The sequence below is a fragment of the Mycobacterium sp. Panama NTM2 genome, assembly GCF_054355555.1.
In genome coordinates this window covers 4,544,723-4,563,193 of record NZ_CM135953.1, presented here as the reverse complement: position 1 = coordinate 4,563,193, position 18,471 = coordinate 4,544,723, and the positions used below count along the sequence as shown (strand labels likewise).

Here is an 18,471-nt window from a genome sequence, read left to right as displayed (position 1 = left end):
ATGGCAGAGAACACTATTCAGTGGGACAAGGATGCCGACGGCATCGTCACCCTGACGCTGGACGACCCGACCGGGTCGGCCAACGTGATGAACGAGCACTACAAGGAGTCCATGCACAACGCCGTGGAGCGGCTTGTGCAGGAGAAGGATTCGATCACCGGTGTGGTGATCGCCAGCGCGAAGAAGACGTTCTTCGCCGGTGGCGATCTCAAGGGCATGATGAAGGTGGGCCCGGAGAACGCCGCGGAGTCGTTCGCCGAGGTGGAGTTCATCAAGGCCGACCTGCGCAAGCTGGAGACCCTCGGCGTGCCCGTGGTCGCCGCCATCAACGGTGCCGCTCTCGGCGGTGGTCTGGAGATCGCTCTCGCGTGCCACCACCGCATCGCCGCCGACACCAAGGGTGTGGTCATCGGCCTGCCCGAGGTCACCCTGGGTCTGCTGCCCGGCGGCGGCGGCGTGGCGCGCACCGTGAGGATGTTCGGTATCCAGAAGGCGTTCATGGAGATTCTCTCGCAGGGAACGCGTTTCAAGCCGGGTAAGGCCAAGGACATCGGTCTGGTCGACGAATTGGTCGGCAGCGTCGAGGAATTGGTGCCGGCCGCCAAGGCCTGGATCAAAGCCAATCCGGAAGCCCACACCCAGCCCTGGGATCAGAAGGGCTACAAGATGCCCGGCGGCACGCCGTCGCATCCCGCGCTCGCCGCGATCCTGCCGTCGTTCCCGGCGCTGCTGCGCAAGCAGCTCAAGGGTGCTCCGATGCCTGCGCCACGCGCGATTCTCGACGCGGCCGTCGAAGGTGCCCAGGTCGACTTCGACACCGCCACCCGCATCGAGAGCCGCTACTTCACCTCGCTGGTGACCGGCCAGACCGCCAAGAACATGATCCAGGCGTTCTTCTTGGATCTGCAGGCGATCAACGGCGGCGCATCTCGTCCTGACGGCATCGCCAAGCAGGAGATCCGCAAGATCGGTGTGCTGGGCGCGGGCATGATGGGCGCCGGCATCGCCTACGTCTCGGCCAAGGCCGGTTACGACGTGGTGCTGAAGGATGTTTCGCAGGAAGCCGCCGACAAGGGCAAGGGTTACTCCGAGAAGCTGGAGGCCAAGGCTCTCGAGCGCGGACGCACCACGCAGGAGCGCTCCGATGCTCTGCTGGGCCGCATCCATCCCACGGCCGATCCGCAGGACCTCAAGGGCGTCGACTTCGTCATCGAAGCGGTGTTCGAGAACCAGGACCTCAAGCACAAGGTGTTCCAGGAGATCGAGGACATCGTCGAGCCCAACGCGCTGCTGGGGTCGAACACCTCGACGCTGCCGATCACCGGTCTTGCGACCGGTGTGAAGCGCCAAGAGGACTTCATCGGTATCCACTTCTTCTCTCCGGTGGACAAGATGCCTCTGGTGGAGATCATCAAGGGCGAGAAGACGTCTGACGAAGCGTTGGCCCGGGTGTTCGACTACACGTTGGCGATCGGTAAGACCCCCATCGTGGTCAACGACAGCCGCGGCTTCTTCACCTCCCGCGTCATCGGCACGTTCGTGAACGAGGCACTGGCGATGCTGGGCGAGGGTGTGCCCGCGGCCAGCATCGAGCAGGCAGGTTCGCAGGCCGGTTACCCGGCGGCTCCGCTGCAGCTCTCCGATGAGCTGAACCTGGAGCTCATGCAGAAGATCGCCGGCGAGACCCGCAAAGCGACCGAGGCCGCGGGCGGCACCTACGAGCCGCACCCGGCCGAGGCGGTCGTCAACAAGATGATCGACATCGGTCGTCCGTCGCGGCTCAAGGGCGCGGGCTTCTATGAGTACGTCGACGGCAAGCGCGTCGGTTTGTGGGAGGGCCTGGCCGACACGTTCGGTGGTACGAACACCGAGATGCCGCTGCAGGACATGATCGATCGGATGCTGTTCGCCGAGGCGCTCGAGACGCAGAAGTGTCTCGACGAGGGCGTGCTGACCTCGACCGCCGATGCGAACATCGGCTCGATCATGGGCATCGGCTACCCGCCCTACACGGGTGGGTCGGCGCAGTTCATCGTCGGCTACCAGGGCGCCGGCGGCGTCGGCAAGGACGCCTTTGTCGCCCGCGCGAAGGAACTGGCGGCCAAGTACGGCGAGCGGTTCACCCCGCCGTCGTCGCTGACGAGCTAGTAGTCATCAGTCGAATCCCCCGGAGCTGCAACGGCTCCGGGGGATTCTTCATGTGTCAGCAGGTAGCGGCATCGTCTCGTAGAGGCGCAGCCCTTTGTCGTTGCGCCGCGTGGCCGCGCTCGGCTTGGAGGACTCAGCGGGGTGACGGCTCCTCGGACCTGCGGGCGGCCGACGTAGACGCCGGCGCCACTCCGTGGGCGATGCCGTTGGCGGCGTGAATGCCGGCGACGGCCTCGCGAAGGAGGCGAAAGAACCGATGGTCGAGCGTGCGTGGCGGTCGTTTGTAGAACATGACTCGATCATGCGGGGGCCGCTCCGGCGCGAACAGTGGCCCTGATGCCACTATTCGTTAGGATAGTGACATGCACACTGTCGCCATTCTTGCCTATGACGGTATGACGGGATTCGAGTCGGGCCTTGCGGCGGAGATCTTCGGCATCACCGAACTCAACGAGAGATTCTCCGCGGGCATCAGCGAACCTTGGTACTCGGTCCAGCTGTGTGCCGAGTCGCCCGAGGTGCGTCTCCTGGGCGGCGCGACGGTGCGCACGTCGTACGGGCTCGCAGAACTCGCGGGCGCCGACACCGTCGTCATCCCCAGCGTCGGCAACATCGATGCGCCCGCATCTGCGGCGCTGATCGAGGCCGTTCGTGCCGCAGACCAGCGGGGGGCGCGCCTGGTCTCGATCTGTTCCGGCGCGTTCGCGCTCGCCGAGGCCGGCGTACTCGACGGAAGATCGGCGACCACCCACTGGCTCTACGCCGACGTCCTGCAGCACCGTTATCCGAACATCGAGATCGACCGCACGCCTCTCTATGTCGACAACGGGCGCGTGCTCACCAGCGCGGGCTGCGCAGCAGGTCTGGACCTGTGCCTGCACATCGTGCGGTCCGACCATGGTGCGGCCGTGGCCAATGACGTCGCGCGACGGCTGGTCATCGCGCCGCACCGGGCGGGCGGTCAGGCGCAGTACATCGAGACACCGGTCCCTGCGCCATCTGCAGACGGCCGTGTCGCCGCTGCGATGGCCTGGGCGCTGGAGCACCTCGATACGGCGATCACGTTGGACGACATGGCGGCTCAGAGTGCGATGTCGCGGCGCAGCTTCCTCCGGCAGTTCGCCAAGGCGACGGGCAGCACGCCGATCAAATGGCTGACCGAGCAACGGATTCAAGCCAGCCTGCCGCTACTAGAAGGTTCTGCCCTGTCGGTGGAGCAGATCGCCGCACGTGTCGGATTCGAGTCACCGGTGACCTACCGCTACCACTTCGTCCGGCAGATGCACACCACACCGAGCGAGTACCGCGGCTGCTTCGCTGGTTCGGTGGCGCCGTAGCGGGATGCGCTTAGAGTCGGGGGATGCGCTTCGGACTCTTCATCCCGCAAGGCTGGCGTCTCGATCTGGTCGGCATCGATCCCGGTGATCAATGGGGGGTGATGCGCGATCTGGCCGCCTACGTCGACGGTGGCGAGAGTTGGGACTCGCTCTGGGTCTACGACCACTTCCACACTATCCCCGTGCCGACGTCCGAGGCGACCCACGAGGCGTGGTCGCTGATGGCCGCGTACGCGGCCAGTACCTCACGGATCAAGCTGGGCCAGATGTGCACGGCGATGAGCTATCGCAACCCGGTGTATCTGGCCAAGGTCGCGGCCACCTGTGACGTCATTTCCGGCGGCCGGATCCAGATGGGCATCGGCGGCGGTTGGTACGAACACGAATGGCGTGCCTACGGTTACGGATTTCCCTCCGCAGGTGTGCGCCTTGCTCGCCTCGACGAGGGAGTGCAGATCATGGCCGATGGATGGCGTGAGGGAGTGGTCGACTTCTCGGGTACGCACTACCAGGTTGAGGGCGCGATCGTGGCGCCGAAACCGTTGCAGCGCTCCGGAATTCCGCTGTGGATCGCCGGTGGCGGGGAGAAGGTCACGTTGCGCATCGCGGCGAAGTATGCCCAGTACACGAACTTCACCTCGGAGCCGGAGGGCTTCGCGCACAAGTCGAATGTGCTTGCCGCACACTGCCGCGACGTCGGCACCGACTTCGACACGATCGTTCGGTCGGCCAACCTGAACATGATCGTCGGGGCGACCGAGGGCGAGGTCGACGACCGTCGCACCAGGGTTCGGGAACGGATCGCCGCTCTGGCGGGCGACCCCGCTGCCGACGCGATGGTGGACTCGATGCGCACCCCGCAGTCGGGCTGCGGCACGCCCGAGCAGATCGTCGACGCGCTGCAGGAACTCCGCGATCTCGGCTGCGAGTATGTGATCTGCTACTTCCCCGAGGCGGCCTACGACCGCTCCGGAATCGAACTCTTCGAGCGCGAAGTGATCCCTGCGCTGGCCTGAGCGCAACCCCGTCGGCAAACGCGAGATCCGGTGACCGTTCCTGCCCAGTGAGCGGGACCCGCTGTTGGTTCATGCAGTGCGATCGCGCTCTTGCGCCCTGTCCCCGTGGCTCACGGCCATGCATGCCGCACGTCTCTCGCCTCGGGCTGGTCGCTCATCGAGCAATGATGTCCCGGCCCGGGGCACTGCGAATCGGCGCGCCGCGCCGTGACAGGCGATCGCCTCTGCTGATGCCGGCGGTGGCCCCGGCAGGGTGCCGCGGTCGTCGATCCTTGGATAACGTCGCGAAGGACGATGGCCAGCGACGAAGCCCAGACAGTACGCCATCGGCGCTCAACAGCGGCTCATCGTAGCTATTTCAACTGCCGGGCTCTGCCAAAATTTGCGGCGACAATAATTTTCTTGAAATCGTCACAAATATCCCCTTCGGTTGTCCTAATCTTTTCCCTAGCGGAGCGTTCATTGCCGGGTTCGAGCGAGCGCTCAGCTAATCAGTTGGCTCAGTCGATTGTCGGGGGCGGCAATGAATTCGCGCAGCGTCGTTTGCGCTCGATACGGGTCGAACCACACGGGTTGGTCGTCCGTGATCGCGTGGGCAGCGCGACGGCTTTTGAGTCCATCGTCAGGGGGGAACAGCACGCAGCAAACGGAGGACACCTATGTGTGCAGCTCCCCGCCATCGCGCAGCCCGCACCGAGAACGCACGACCTGAGCAGGAGTTCTGGTCAGCCCGGCTGCTCTTGGGTGACGCGCGTGATCCGGCTTCGACCCGGCACGCCCGCCGCGTCGTCCCGAAGTACACCCTGCCCGTCGGCAGGATCGGGGCACTCGCTGTTTCGCTGGGGGTCGGCTTCGCCATTGCGAACTCGGTCGGCCTCGCCCACGCAGACACCGAAACGGCCACCACTTCGCCGGGCCCGAAGGCGCAGAAGGCTGATTCGCGTCCGCACAAGCTGTTCTCTGGCACTGCTACCTCCGGGAAGAAAGCGCGTGGCAGCGCCTCTCCCACTGAAACATCCGACGTCGCAGACGACGCAGCCGGAGGCACGGTCGACCAGGACGCCGCCACAGAGTCTCCTGGCGACACCGAAGCTGCAGACCCCGGGTCACAGGACGACTCCGACGCCGATGAACTCGAGGTCACCGAAGAAGAACCAGCCCCCGCGGTCAGCGACTCCAGCCCGGAGGACGACTCCGATCAAGCGGTGATACCGGTGATGGAGTCCGCGACATCTACGGAGTCCGGGGGTCGTCGCGAGACGTCGGAACAGACGCAGAACCCGCCGGTGGCCCCCGCCTCGGGGGTGGGCGAACCGGACGTAATCGACGCGGATGCCGCTCCGATCGCGGCCGGGGACGAGCCTGACGGGGTCAGCGAAGAGTCGAACGCCCGACCGGTGCGGGTGCGTTCCACTCTGCGCGAGGAGCGGGTCGCCCCGGCCACGATATCTGCCCCACCGGTCGAGCAGAGGGTCGAAGCGGTGCAGGTGATGACCGCTCTGGTGTCGGGCACGATATCGCCGTTTCTCGACCCACGTGCGCCCGCGACCGCCCCGTGGTTCGACGGCCTGCTGGCCTGGGTGCGCAGGCAGATTCAGCACACGTTCTTCAACGAGTCGCCCGTCTACGGGCCCATCGAGAGCCGCCAGACGATCACCGGGCAGGTGCTCGTCGATCTGAATGCCCACGATCCCAACGGCGACCCGCTGAAGTACGTCATCGTGCAGCCGGCTCATGGCCTCGTCACGCTTGATCCGATCACCGGTCAATTCATCTACACGCCGACCACTGTCGTGACGGGAAACCCTCTGCAGGACAGCTTCAAAGTCATCATCAGTGACGGCAGCGAGGATCTGCGGGGGCCGTTCAAGTTGGCCCGGGCGATCTTCCACACCCTCGCCAGGGCGATCGGTATCGCCGAGCGTGACGAGGTGACGGTCACCGTTCCCGTGACGGTCAACCCGATCGTCAAAGTACCCCCGGTTGTGGTGACCACGGGCGCGGGGACCTATGTCGTTGGATCGAGTCCGGTCGCACTGTTGTCGAGTGCGATCATCACGGACGTCGACTCGACCATGTTGCAGTCTGCGACGGTGTCGCTGACCAACGGCCGAAGCGGTGACCTACTGACTTACACAGCGCCGCCCGGCAATCCGGTGACTGCACAATGGAATTCCACCACGAAGATTCTCACCCTGTCGGGCTCGGCGACGCTCGCTCAGTACGAGGCTGCGCTGAAGGCGATTTCCTTCTCGACGACACAGGGCGGCGCTCCGCGCATCGCCTCGATCACCGTGAAAGACGACGTCGGGCTCCAGAGTCTGGTTGCGGGGGTGGCCACTGTCATCGTGGTGGCGGTCCCACCCGTCCTCGTCGTCACGCCTCTGGCGCTCGGGACTGCCGGAACCGCGGTACGGGTGTCGCCGGTGGTCGTGGTCACCGACCTCGACTCGCAAAAATTGTCCTCAGCCAAAGTCACCGTTGGCGACGCCGAAGCAGGTGACGTACTGGGCTACGGGCCGCTGCCAACGGGTGTGACAGCGACGGTCGGCGAAGGATCGGTGACATTCGTCGGCGCCGCCACAGTGGAGGCGTATCAGCAACTGCTGCAGTCAATCACGCTGACGTCGGCCAACGTCGGTGTCAAGACGGTGACCTTCACACTGACTGACGACCAAGCCGAAACCAGCATCCCCGTCAGCACGGTCGTCACCTTTGTCGGTCTACCCGTGGCAACGCCTCCGTTGATTGTCACTGCGCCCCTCGCAGCCGGCACGACTGGCGCAGCGGTGACGGTGTCGCCGGTGGTGGTGATCACCGATATCGATTCGACGGAGTTGGCGTCTGCGACGGTGACCGCCACGGGGGGGACGCTGGGTTACGGCAGTCTGCCGGATGGGGTGGTTGCCACACCGGTTGGGAACTCGGTGACGTTCACGGGTGCGGCGTCGGTGGCGGCGTATCAGCAACTGTTGCAATCGATCACGCTGACTTCAGGTGCTGCGGGCATCGTCACGGTGAGTTTCACGGTGGTTGATGATCAGGGCAAGACGAGCGTGCCGGCGACGTCGGTGGTCACGGTGGTGGGGCTTCCGGTGGCGGCCGCGCCGCTGGTGGTGGTGTCGCCGGTGGCGGCTGGCACAACCGGTAGTCCGGTGACGGTGTCGCCGGTGGTGGTGATCACCGACATCGATTCGACGGAGTTGGCGTCGGCGACGGTGACCGCCACGGGCGGAACGCTCACTTACGGGACGTTGCCTGATGGGGTCACCGCAACGCCGGGTGCGGGTAGCTCGGTGACGTTCACGGGTGCGGCGAGTGTGGCGGCGTATCAGCAACTGTTGCAGTCGGTCACGTTGACCTCGGGCAGCACCGGGATTGTCACGGTCACGTTCACGGTGACTGATGATCAGGGCAAGACGAGCGTGCCGGCGACGTCGATCGTGACCGTGTTGGGCCTTCCGGTGGCGGCGGCGCCGCTGGTGGTGGTGTCGCCGGTGACGGCGGGCACAACCGGTAGTCCGGTGACGGTGTCGCCGGTAGTTGTGATCACCGACATCGACTCACCCCAATTGGCATCAGCAACAGTCAAAGTGGGCGGGGCAGCGGGAGCCGCGCTCGGATATGGCACGCTGCCGAACGGAGTCACCGCAACAACGGGAGCAAACTCGATTACGTTCACAGGTGCCGCGTCGGTCGCGTCCTATCAGCAACTACTGCAGTCAATTACAGTGCAATCATCATCCGCTGGCATCGATGCAGTGTCGTTCAGCGTAACCGACGATCAAGGGAACACAAGCGCGCTCGCGACCACTATCGTGACCCTGCTTGGTCTCGCTCTAGCCTCAGCTCCACTGGTCGTGACCGCACCGACCGCGACGGGTGTGAAGGGGACTGCAATCGCGGTGAGCCCGGTAGTTGTCATCTCCGATGTGGACTCAGCGAGTATGACGGCTGCGACCGTGTCGGCGTCTTCGGGCTCTTTGGCGTACGGAGATTTGCCCACCGGTGTGACGGCAACGCGAGATGCGGGCTCCGTGACGTTCACTGGCATTGCATCCGTGGCGGCCTATCAAGAGATACTGCAGTCGGTCACGTTGACATCGAGCAGCGCTGGACTCGTGACCGTGAGCGTCACCGTTACGGACGACCAGGGCAAGGCCAGTGTGCCGTCCACAACGGTGGTCGCCGTCCTGAGTGCTCCGGTGGAGATTCCGCCGCTCCTGATTACTGCACCAGCAGCGGCCGGCACGACCGGCAGTGCCGTGACGGTATCGCCGATTGTGGTGATCACCGATATCGATTCGATGCAGCTGGCTTCGGCGACAGTGACGGCGTCGGGCGGAACTCTGGGCTACGGCACCCTGCCCACGGGTGTGGTCGCCATCCCAGGCGCGGGCACTTCGGTTACGTTCACGGGCCTCGCGTCGCTTGATGATTATGAGCAATTGCTGCAATCGGTCACGCTCACCTCGGGTAGCACGGGGATTGCCACGGTCACGTTCACCGTGACCGATGATCAAGGCAAGACGAGTGTGCCCGCGACGTCGGTGGTGACTGTGTTGGGTCTTCCGGCGGCCGCGGCTCCGCTGGTGGTCGTCGCGCCAGTGGCAGGAGGCACAACGGGTAGCGCAGTTACCGTCAGTCCGGCCGTCGTTATTACCGACATCGATTCGACGCAGTTGGGTTCAGCCACCGTTTCCGCGTCGGGCGGCACGTTGAATTACGGCGCTCTGCCCTCGGGTGTGGTCGCGACGCCGGGTGCGGGTTCGGTGACGTTCACGGGTGCGGCGAGTGTGGCGGCGTATCAGCAGCTCTTGCAGTCGATCACGCTTACCTCGGGCAGCACCGGGATTGTCACGGTCACCTTCACCGTGACCGATGATCAGGGCAAGACGAGCGTGCCCGCCACGTCGATCGTGACCGTGCTGGGTCTTCCGGCGGCGACGGCGCCGCTGGTGGTGGTGGCGCCGGTAGCGGCGGGCACGACCGGTCAGCCGATCAGGGTGTCTCCGGTGGTGGTGCTGTCCGATACGGACTCCGACATCGAATCGGTGGTGGTGACCGTGACCGGGGGCGGAACGCTGGGCTGGGCGGGGCTGCCGGCCGGTATCACCGCCGATGATTCGGTGAGCGGTCAGGTGACGTTCGGCGGGGCGGCGACCGCTGCGGTGTATCAGCAAGTGCTGCAGTCGATCACCCTCACCTCGGCGACCCCTGGCCTGCAGTCTGTGTCGTTCACGGTGACTGATGTTGATGGCAACACCGCCGCGCTGCCCGCGGTGACGGCGGTGACGGTGGTCGGGTTGGGTCCGGTGGAGGTGTCGCCGGTCCTGGTCGTGGCGCCGGTAGCGGCGGGCACGACCGGTCAGCCGATCACGGTGTCTCCGGTGGTGGTGCTCTCCGATCCAGACTCCGATATCGAGTCGGTGGTGGTGACCGTGACCGGGGGCGGAACGCTGGGCTGGGCGGGGCTGCCGGCCGGTATCACCGCAGATGATTCGGTGAGCGGTCAGGTGACGTTCACCGGGGCGGCGACCGCTGCGGTGTATCAGCAACTGCTGCAGTCGATCACCCTCACCTCGGCGACCCCTGGCCTGCAGTCTGTGTCGTTCACGGTGACTGATGTTGATGGCAACACCGCCGCGCTGCCCGCGGTGACGGCGGTGACGGTGGTCGGGTTGGGTCCGGTGGAGGTGTCTCCGATCCTGATCGTGGCCCCGGTAGCGGCGGGCACGACCGGTCAACCGATCATCGTCAGCCCGATCGCAGTGCTGACCGATCCCGATTCCAACATTGAGTCGGTGGTGGTGACCGTGACCGGGGGCGGAACGCTAGGCTGGGGAACCTTGCCTATCGGCATCACCGCCGATGATTCGGTGACCGGGCAGGTGACGTTCACCGGGGCGGCGAGCGCTGCGGTGTATCAGCAAGTCCTACAGTCGATCACACTGACCTCCGCCTCGGCCGGGATCTCCACAGTGTCGTTTGTGGTCACTGATGTCGATGGCAACACCGCCGCGCTGCCCGCGGTGACGGCGGTGACGGTGGTCGGTTTGGGTCCGGTGGAGGTGTCTCCGATCCTGGTCGTGGCCCCGGTAGCGGCGGGCACGACCGGTCAGCCGATCACCGTCAGCCCCATCGTGGTGCTGACCGATCCGGACTCCGATATCGAGTCGGTGGTGGTGACCGTCACGGGGGGCGGAACGCTGGGGTGGGCGGGGCTGCCGGCCGGTATCACCGCAGATGATTCGGTGACCGGGCAGGTGACGTTCACCGGGGTGGCGAGCGCTGCGGTGTATCAGCAAGTGCTGCAATCACTTACTCTGACCTCTGCCTCGGCGGGGATCTCCACGGTGTCGTTCGTGGTCACTGATGTTGATGGCAACCCCAACGCACTGCCCGCGGTGACGGCGGTGACGGTGGTCGGTTTGGGTCCGGTGGAGGTGTCCCCGATCCTGATCGTGGCGCCGGTGGCGGCGGGCACGATCGGTCAGCCGATCATGGTGTCTCCGGTGGTGGTGCTCTCCGATCCGGACTCCGATATCGAGTCGTTGGTGGTGACCGTGACCGGTGGCGGAACGCTGGGCTGGGCAACCCTGCCCGGCGGCATCACCGCCGATGATTCGGTGACCGGTCAGGTGACGTTCTCGGGAGCGGCGAGCGCTGCGGTGTATCAGCAAGTGCTGCAGTCGATCACACTGACCTCCGCCTCGGCCGGGATCTCCACGGTCGAGTTCGCGGTGACGGATGTCGATGGTAATTCCAGTCTGCCGGTCGTCACGGCGGTGACGGTGGTCGGTTTGGGTCCGGTGGAGGTGTCCCCGGTCCTGATCGTGGCGCCGGTAGCGGCGGGCACGACCGGTCAGCCGGTCACGGTGTCTCCGGTGGTGGTGCTGTCCGATCCGGACTCCAACATCGAGTCGGTGGTGGTGACCGTCACCGGTGGCGGGACGCTGGGCTGGGGAACTCTGCCCGTCGGGATCGGGGTTGATGATGAGACTCCCGGTCAGGTGACGTTCACCGGGGTGGCGAGCGCTGCGGTGTATCAGCAAGTGCTGCAATCAATCACACTCACCTCCGCCGCGGCGGGGATCTCCATGGTCGAGTTCGTGGTCACTGATGCCGACGGCAATTCCGGTCTGCCGGTGGCGACCGCGGTGACGGTGGTTGGTTTGGGTCCGGTGGAGGTGTCCCCGGTCCTGATCGTGGCGCCGGTAGCGGCGGGCACGACCGGTCAGCCGGTCAGGGTGTCTCCGGTGGTGGTGCTGTCCGATCCGGACTCCAACATCGAGTCGGTGGTGGTGACCGTCACCGGTGGCGGGACGCTGGGCTGGGGAACTCTGCCCGTCGGGATCGGGGTTGATGATGAGACTCCCGGTCAGGTGACGTTCACCGGGGTGGCGAGCGCTGCGGTGTATCAGCAAGTGCTGCAATCAATCACACTCACCTCCGCCGCGGCGGGGATCTCCATGGTCGAGTTCGTGGTCACTGATGCCGACGGCAATTCCGGTCTGCCGGTGGCGACCGCGGTGACGGTGGTTGGTTTGGGTCCGGTGGAGGTGTCCCCGGTCCTGATCGTGGCGCCGGCGGCGGCGGGCACGACCGGTCAGCCGGTCAGGGTGTCTCCGGTGGTGGTGCTGTCCGATCCGGACTCCAACATCGAGTCGGTGGTGGTGACCGTCACCGGTGGCGGAACGCTGGGCTGGGGAGCCCTGCCTATCGGCATCACCGCCGATGATTCGGTGAGCGGTCAGGTGACGTTCACCGGGGCGGCGAGCGCTGCGGTGTATCAGCAACTGCTGCAGTCGATCACACTGACCTCTGCCTCGGCGGGGATCTCCACGGTGTCGTTCACCGTGACTGATGTTGATGGCAACCCCAACGCGCTGTCCGCGGTGACGGCGGTGACGGTGGTTGGTTTGGGTCCGGTGGAGGTGTCGCCGGTCCTGATCGTGGCGCCGGTAGCGGCGGGCACGACCGGTCAGCCGATCACCGTCAGCCCGATCGTGGTGCTGTCCGATCCCGATTCCAACATCGAGTCTGTGGTCGTCACGGTCGACGGCGACGGTGTCCTGGGATGGACTCTCTCGGGTGGTATCAGCGCTGACGACTCGATCGGCGGACAGGTCACGTTCACCGGCGCGGCGAGCGCTGCGGTGTATCAGCAAGTGCTGCAGTCGATCACACTGACCTCCGCCTCGGCCGGGTTCTCCACGGTCGAGTTCGCGGTGACGGATGTCGATGGTAATTCCAGTCTGCCGGTCGTCACGGCGGTGACGGTGGTCGGTTTGGGTCCGGTGGAGGTGTCCCCGGTCCTGGTCGTGGCCCCGGTAGCGGCGGGCACGACCGGTCAGCCGATCACCGTCAGCCCGATCGCAGTGCTGTCCGATCCGGACTCCAACATTGAGTCCGTGGTCGTCACGGTCGACGGCGACGGTGTCCTGGGATGGACGCTTTCGGGTGGTATCAGCGCTGACGACTCGATCGGTGGGCAGGTGACGTTCTCGGGGGCGGCGAGCGCTGCGGTGTATCAGCAAGTGCTGCAGTCGATCACACTGACCTCCGCCTCGGCGGGGATCTCCACAGTGTCGTTTGTGGTCACTGATGTCGATGGTAATTCCAGTCTGCCGGTCGTCACGGCGGTGACGGTGGTCGGTTTGGGTCCGGTGGAGGTGTCTCCGATCCTGGTCGTGGCGCCGGCGGCCGCGGGCGCGACCGGTCAGCCGATCACCGTCAGCCCGATCGCAGTGCTGACCGATCCGGACTCAGATATCGAGTCGGTGGTGGTGACCGTGACCGGTGGCGGGACGCTGGGCTGGGGAACGCTGCCTGGCGGCATCGCCGCAGATGATTCGGTGATCGGTCAGGTCACCTTCACTGGGGCGGCCAGTGCGGCGACCTACCAAACCCTGCTGCAGTCGATCACGCTGACCTCGGCTACGCCGGGACTGTCGACGGTGTCCTATGAGGTCACTGATGCCGACGGTAATTCAAGTCTGCCGGTGGCGACCGCGGTGACCGTGGTCGGTTTGGGTCCGGTGGAGGTGTCTCCGGTCCTGGTCGTGGCGCCGGCGGCGGCGGGCACGACCGGTCAGCCGATCACGGTGTCTCCGGTGGTGGTGCTGACCGATCCGGACTCTGACATCGAGTCGGTCGTCGTCACGGTCGACGGCGACGGTGTCCTGGGATGGACGCTTTCGGGTGGTATCAGCGCTGACGACTCGATCGGTGGGCAGGTGACGTTCTCGGGGGCGGCGAGCGCTGCGGTGTATCAGCAAGTGCTGCAGTCGATCACACTGACCTCCGCCTCGGCCGGAGTCAGCACGGTGTCGTTCACGGTGACTGATGCCGATGGTAATTCCGGTCTGCCGGTGGCGACCGCGGTGACGGTGGTTGGTTTGGGTCCGGTGGAGGTGTCCCCGGTCCTGGTCGTGGCGCCGGTAGCGGCGGGCACGACCGGTCAGCCGGTCACGGTGTCTCCGGTGGTGGTGCTGACCGATCCGGACTCCGACATTGAGTCGGTGGTGGTGACCGTCACCGGTGGCGGAACGCTGGGCTGGGGAACGCTGCCCGGCGGCATCGCCGCGGACGATTCGGTGACCGGTCAGGTGACGTTCACCGGGGCGGCGTCGGCGGCCACCTACCAAACCCTGCTGCAGTCAATCACTCTGACCTCTGCCTCGGCGGGGATCTCCACCGTGTCGTTTGTGGTCACTGATGCCGACGGTAATTCCAGTCTGCCGGTCGTCACGGCGGTGACGGTGGTCGGTTTGGGCCCGGTGGAGGTGTCTCCGATCCTGATCGTGGCGCCGGCGGCGGCGGGCACGACCGGTCAGCCGATCACCGTCAGCCCCATCGTGGTGCTGACCGATCCGGACTCCGACATCGAGTCCGTGGTGGTGACCGTCACCGGTGGGGGAACGCTGGGCTGGGGAACTCTGCCCGACGGGATCGGGGTCGATGATTCGGTGACCGGGCAGGTGACGTTCACCGGGGCGGCGAGCGCTGCGGTGTATCAGCAGGTGCTGCAGTCGATCACACTGACCTCTGCCTCGGCGGGGATCTCCACAGTGTCGTTTGTGGTCACTGATGTCGATGGTAATTCCAGTCTGCCGGTCGTCACGGCGGTGACGGTGGTCGGTTTGGGTCCGGTGGAGGTGTCGCCGGTCCTCGTCGTGGCGCCGGTGGCGGCGGGCACGACCGGTCAGCCGGTCACGGTGTCTCCAGTGGTGGTGCTCTCCGATCCGGACTCCGACATTCAGTCCGTGGTCGTCACGGTTGACGGCGACAGTGTCCTGGGATGGACGCTCTCGGGTGGTATCAGCGCTGACGACTCGATCGGCGGGCAGGTGACGTTCTCGGGGGCGGCGAGCGCTGCGGTGTATCAGCAAGTACTGCAATCGATCACACTGACCTCTGCCTCGGCGGGGATCTCCACCGTGTCGTTTGTGGTCACTGATGTCGATGGTAATTCCAGTCTGCCGGTCGTCACGGCGGTGACGGTGGTCGGTTTGGGCCCGGTCGAGGTGTCTCCGATCCTGATCGTGGCCCCGGTAGCGGCGGGCACGACCGGTCAGCCGATCACCGTCAGCCCGATTGCAGTGCTCTCCGATCCGGACTCCGACATCGAGTCTGTGGTGGTGACCGTGACCGGTGGGGGAACGCTGGGCTGGGGAACTCTGCCCGGCGGCATCACCGCCGATGATTCGGTGACCGGGCAGGTGACGTTCTCGGGGGTGGCGAGCGCTGCGGTGTATCAGCAAGTGCTGCAGTCAATCACACTGACCTCCGCCTCGGCCGGAGTCAGCACGGTGTCGTTCACGGTGACTGATGCCGATGGTAATTCCGGTCTGCCCGCGGTGACGGCGGTGACGGTGGTCGGGTTGGGTCCGGTGGAGGTGTCCCCGGTCCTGGTCGTGGCGCCGGTGGCGGCGGGCACGATCGGTCAGCCGGTCATGGTGTCTCCGGTGGTGGTGCTCTCCGATCCGGACTCCGACATTGAGTCGGTGGTGGTGACCGTGACCGGTGGCGGAACGCTGGGCTGGGGAACGCTGCCCGGCGGCATCGCCGCGGACGATTCGGTGACCGGTCAGGTGACGTTCACCGGGGCGGCGTCGGCGGCCACCTACCAAACCCTGCTGCAATCAATCACACTGACCTCGGCCACGGCGGGACTGTCCACGGTGTCGTTCACCGTGACTGATGTCGATGGTAATTCCGGTCTGCCGGTCGTCACGGCGGTGACGGTGGTCGGGTTGGGTCCGGTGGAGGTGTCTCCGATCCTGGTCGTGGCCCCGGCTGCCGCGGGCACGACCGGTCAGCCGATCACCGTCAGCCCGTCCGCAGTGTTGACCGATCCGGACTCCGACATCGAGTCCGTGGTGGTGACCGTCACCGGTGGCGGGACGCTGGGCTGGGGAACGCTGCCCGGCGGCATCGCCGCGGATGATTCGGTGATCGGTCAGGTCACCTTCACTGGGGCGGCCAGTGCGGCGACCTACCAAACCCTGCTGCAGTCGATCACACTGACCTCCGCCTCGGCGGGGATCTCCACCGTGTCGTTTGTGGTCACTGATGTCGATGGTAATTCCAGTCTGCCGGTCGTCACGGCGGTGACGGTGGTCGGTTTGGGTCCGGTGGAAGTGTCGCCGGTCCTGATCGTCGCGCCGGCCGCGGCGGGCGCGACCGGTCAGCCGATCACCGTCAGCCCGATCGCAGTGCTGACCGATCCGGACTCGGACATTCAGTCCGTGGTTGTCACGGTCGACGGCGACGGTGTCCTGGGATGGACGCTCTCGGGTGGTATCAGCGCTGACGACTCGATCGGCGGACAGGTCACGTTCACCGGGGCGGCGAGTGCAGCGGTGTATCAGCAGCTGCTGCAATCGATCACGCTGACCTCCGCCTCGGCGGGGGTGTCCACGGTGTCGTTCACCGTGACTGATGCAGATGGTAATTCCAATATGCCGGTGGCGACCGCGGTGACCGTGGTCGGGCTTCCCGCTGCGGCGCCGATCGTCCTCACCTCGATCGTCAGTGTCCCCTACACGGCTGGTTCGACCGCGGTCACCGTCGACCCGGCGCTCATCCTCCTCGATGGTGACTCGGACACCATCTCGGGTGCCACAGTGACGATTGTTGGTCCCGAAGCCGGCGACACATTGTCGTGGGGCACACTGCCGCCCGACGTGGAAGCGAACTTCGTTGGTGGCGTTCTCACCTTCGAGGGGAATGCAAGTGTCGGTGAGTATCAGAACCTGTTGCGATCGGTGAAATTCGCCACCAGCTCGACGGCGTCGACGTCAGTCCGCACCATCGAGTTCACGGTCACCGATGACACTCTGGCGACCAGCGTTGCGGGTTCGGTTGCAGTAACAGTGTTGTCTCTCCCGATCCTGGCCACCCCCGTCGTCGTCACGTCTGTGGCCAACGTGAACTACACGGCCGGCAGCACGGCTACCGCCGTCGATCCGAATCTGGTTCTGCTCGATGCCGATTCGTCGATGCTGTCCGGAGCGGTGGTGTCGATCGTCGGCGGAGCTGGAGCAGGGGAGACGCTGTCGTTCCAGACGCTGGGTGACATCCACGGGAGCTATAGCAACGGCGTTCTGGCCTTCGAGGGTGCCGGCACGCTCGCGGAGTATCAGCAGGTACTCAGGTCGGTGACCTACTCGACCTCCAGCGGCGCACTGGCCACCATCAAGAGCCTGTCCTTCCGGGTAACCGATGCTGACGGCAGGGTCAGCAGTCCGAGTCTTGTTGCAATGACGATCGTTTCGGCACCGCTGAACGTTGCCCCGCTTGTCGTCACGTCTAGCGTCAACGTTTCCTACACAGCGGGTGGTACACCGCTCATCATCGACGGCAACCTGTCGCTGCTCGACCTCGACTCCGCCACGCTCAAAGGCGCAACAGTGAAGATCGTCGGGAATTTCGCGGCGGGCGACGTCCTCGGTTGGGGTGCACAGCCGGGGATCTCCGGCTCCTACGACGGTGCGACGGGCACGTTGACCTTCACCGGTAACGCCGATGTGAATGTGTACCAGCAGCTGCTTCGCTCGGTGACGATATCCACCGGTACCTCCGCTCTGGCAACGATCAAGACTGTGTCGTTCACGGTGACCGATCTTCAGAACGCGACGAGCCTCCCGGGTTCTGTGGCGGTGACCGTGGTGGCGGCGCCAGTGAACCTGTCACCACTGGTGACCACGCTGCTGGGGCCGATCTACACCGCCGGTAACACCGCCGTGGCGGTCAATCCGCTTCTCACCGTGCTGGATCTGGATTCTCCGACAATGCAGGGAGCATCGGTGGCGATCACCGGCAACTTCGCCCCCGGAGACGTCCTCTCCTTCACACCGACGTCGGGAATCGTGGGCAACTTCAATACCGCCACCGGGGTTCTGACTTTCGTCGGCAATGCCAGTACAGCGACCTACCAACAACTCCTGCGGTCGGTGACCTTCGCGTCGGGCGTATCCGGGACGACCGCATTGAAGACCATCACCTTCACAGTCACCGACTCGCTCGGCGCCGTCAGTCCGAACGCCACCGCGCTCATCACGCAGACGGCCAACTCGGCCCCCGTTCTCACGGCCCCATTGGGCGGAGGCGTCCTGCTCCTCGGTGCACAAGTCGTCAGTCCGACGGCGGTGATCCTCGATGACTCGTCGTTCCTGGATCAGGCGATCGTCACGATCACCAACGTGCAGAGCGTCGATGTCCTGTCGTTCACTGCGACGGGCAACATCACCGGCAACTACTCCGGAGGAGTGCTCACCCTGAGTGGACTCGGAACGGTTGCCGAGTACCAGTCCGTGCTCCAGTCCGTTCGTTTCTCGAAAACCGGGTTGAATCTTCTCGGATTCCGCAACATCACGATGGTCGTCCGCGACGCACAAGGGTTGAGCAGCAACACGGCATCTGGAACGCTGACGTTGATCCTGTGATCGAGATAGCGGGCGGGG

General features: G+C 65.4%; 5 protein-coding genes. 4 read left to right on the top strand and 1 reads right to left on the bottom strand.

Going from position 1 to position 18,471, the window contains the following annotated elements:
- Positions 1 to 2,148 (top strand): 3-hydroxyacyl-CoA dehydrogenase NAD-binding domain-containing protein, encoded by a 2,148-nt coding sequence (locus tag ACXYX3_RS21805; RefSeq protein ID WP_458608977.1) that lies wholly within the window; start codon positions 1 to 3, stop codon positions 2,146 to 2,148.
- Positions 2,149 to 2,281: 133 nt separating this feature from the next.
- On the opposite strand, the gene ACXYX3_RS21800 is transcribed toward ACXYX3_RS21805, so the two are convergent.
- Positions 2,282 to 2,440: a hypothetical protein gene (locus tag ACXYX3_RS21800; protein WP_458608976.1), complete on the bottom strand. Its 159-nt coding sequence runs from the start codon at positions 2,438 to 2,440 to the stop codon at positions 2,282 to 2,284.
- Between the two features lie 70 nt (positions 2,441 to 2,510).
- Between ACXYX3_RS21800 and ACXYX3_RS21795 the strand changes: the two genes are divergently transcribed.
- The 3 genes from ACXYX3_RS21795 to ACXYX3_RS21785 all read left to right on the top strand — a co-directional run bounded on the left by ACXYX3_RS21795 (position 2,511) and on the right by ACXYX3_RS21785 (position 18,453).
- Positions 2,511 to 3,485 carry a helix-turn-helix domain-containing protein gene (locus ACXYX3_RS21795; RefSeq protein WP_458608975.1) on the top strand — a complete coding sequence of 325 codons (975 nt, stop codon included), beginning with the start codon at positions 2,511 to 2,513 and terminating at the stop codon, positions 3,483 to 3,485.
- Between the two features lie 23 nt (positions 3,486 to 3,508).
- Positions 3,509 to 4,501, top strand: coding sequence for an LLM class F420-dependent oxidoreductase (locus ACXYX3_RS21790; protein WP_458608974.1), 993 nt, complete (start codon positions 3,509 to 3,511; stop codon positions 4,499 to 4,501).
- A gap of 659 nt (positions 4,502 to 5,160) precedes the next feature.
- On the top strand, positions 5,161 to 18,453 hold the full coding sequence (locus tag ACXYX3_RS21785; protein WP_458608972.1) for an Ig-like domain-containing protein: 13,293 nt from the start codon (positions 5,161 to 5,163) through the stop codon (positions 18,451 to 18,453).
- Positions 18,454 to 18,471 lie beyond the last annotated feature (18 nt).

What these genes read in the sequence shown, in the direction of transcription:
- ACXYX3_RS21805 (WP_458608977.1), top strand. Translation starts at nt 1, where the DNA reads ATGGCAGAGAACACTATTCAGTGGGACAAGGATGCCGACGGCATCGTC.
- ACXYX3_RS21800 (WP_458608976.1), bottom strand. Translation starts at nt 2,440, where the DNA reads ATGTTCTACAAACGACCGCCACGCACGCTCGACCATCGGTTCTTTCGC.
- ACXYX3_RS21795 (WP_458608975.1), top strand. Translation starts at nt 2,511, where the DNA reads ATGCACACTGTCGCCATTCTTGCCTATGACGGTATGACGGGATTCGAG.
- ACXYX3_RS21790 (WP_458608974.1), top strand. Translation starts at nt 3,509, where the DNA reads ATGCGCTTCGGACTCTTCATCCCGCAAGGCTGGCGTCTCGATCTGGTC.
- ACXYX3_RS21785 (WP_458608972.1), top strand. Translation starts at nt 5,161, where the DNA reads ATGTGTGCAGCTCCCCGCCATCGCGCAGCCCGCACCGAGAACGCACGA.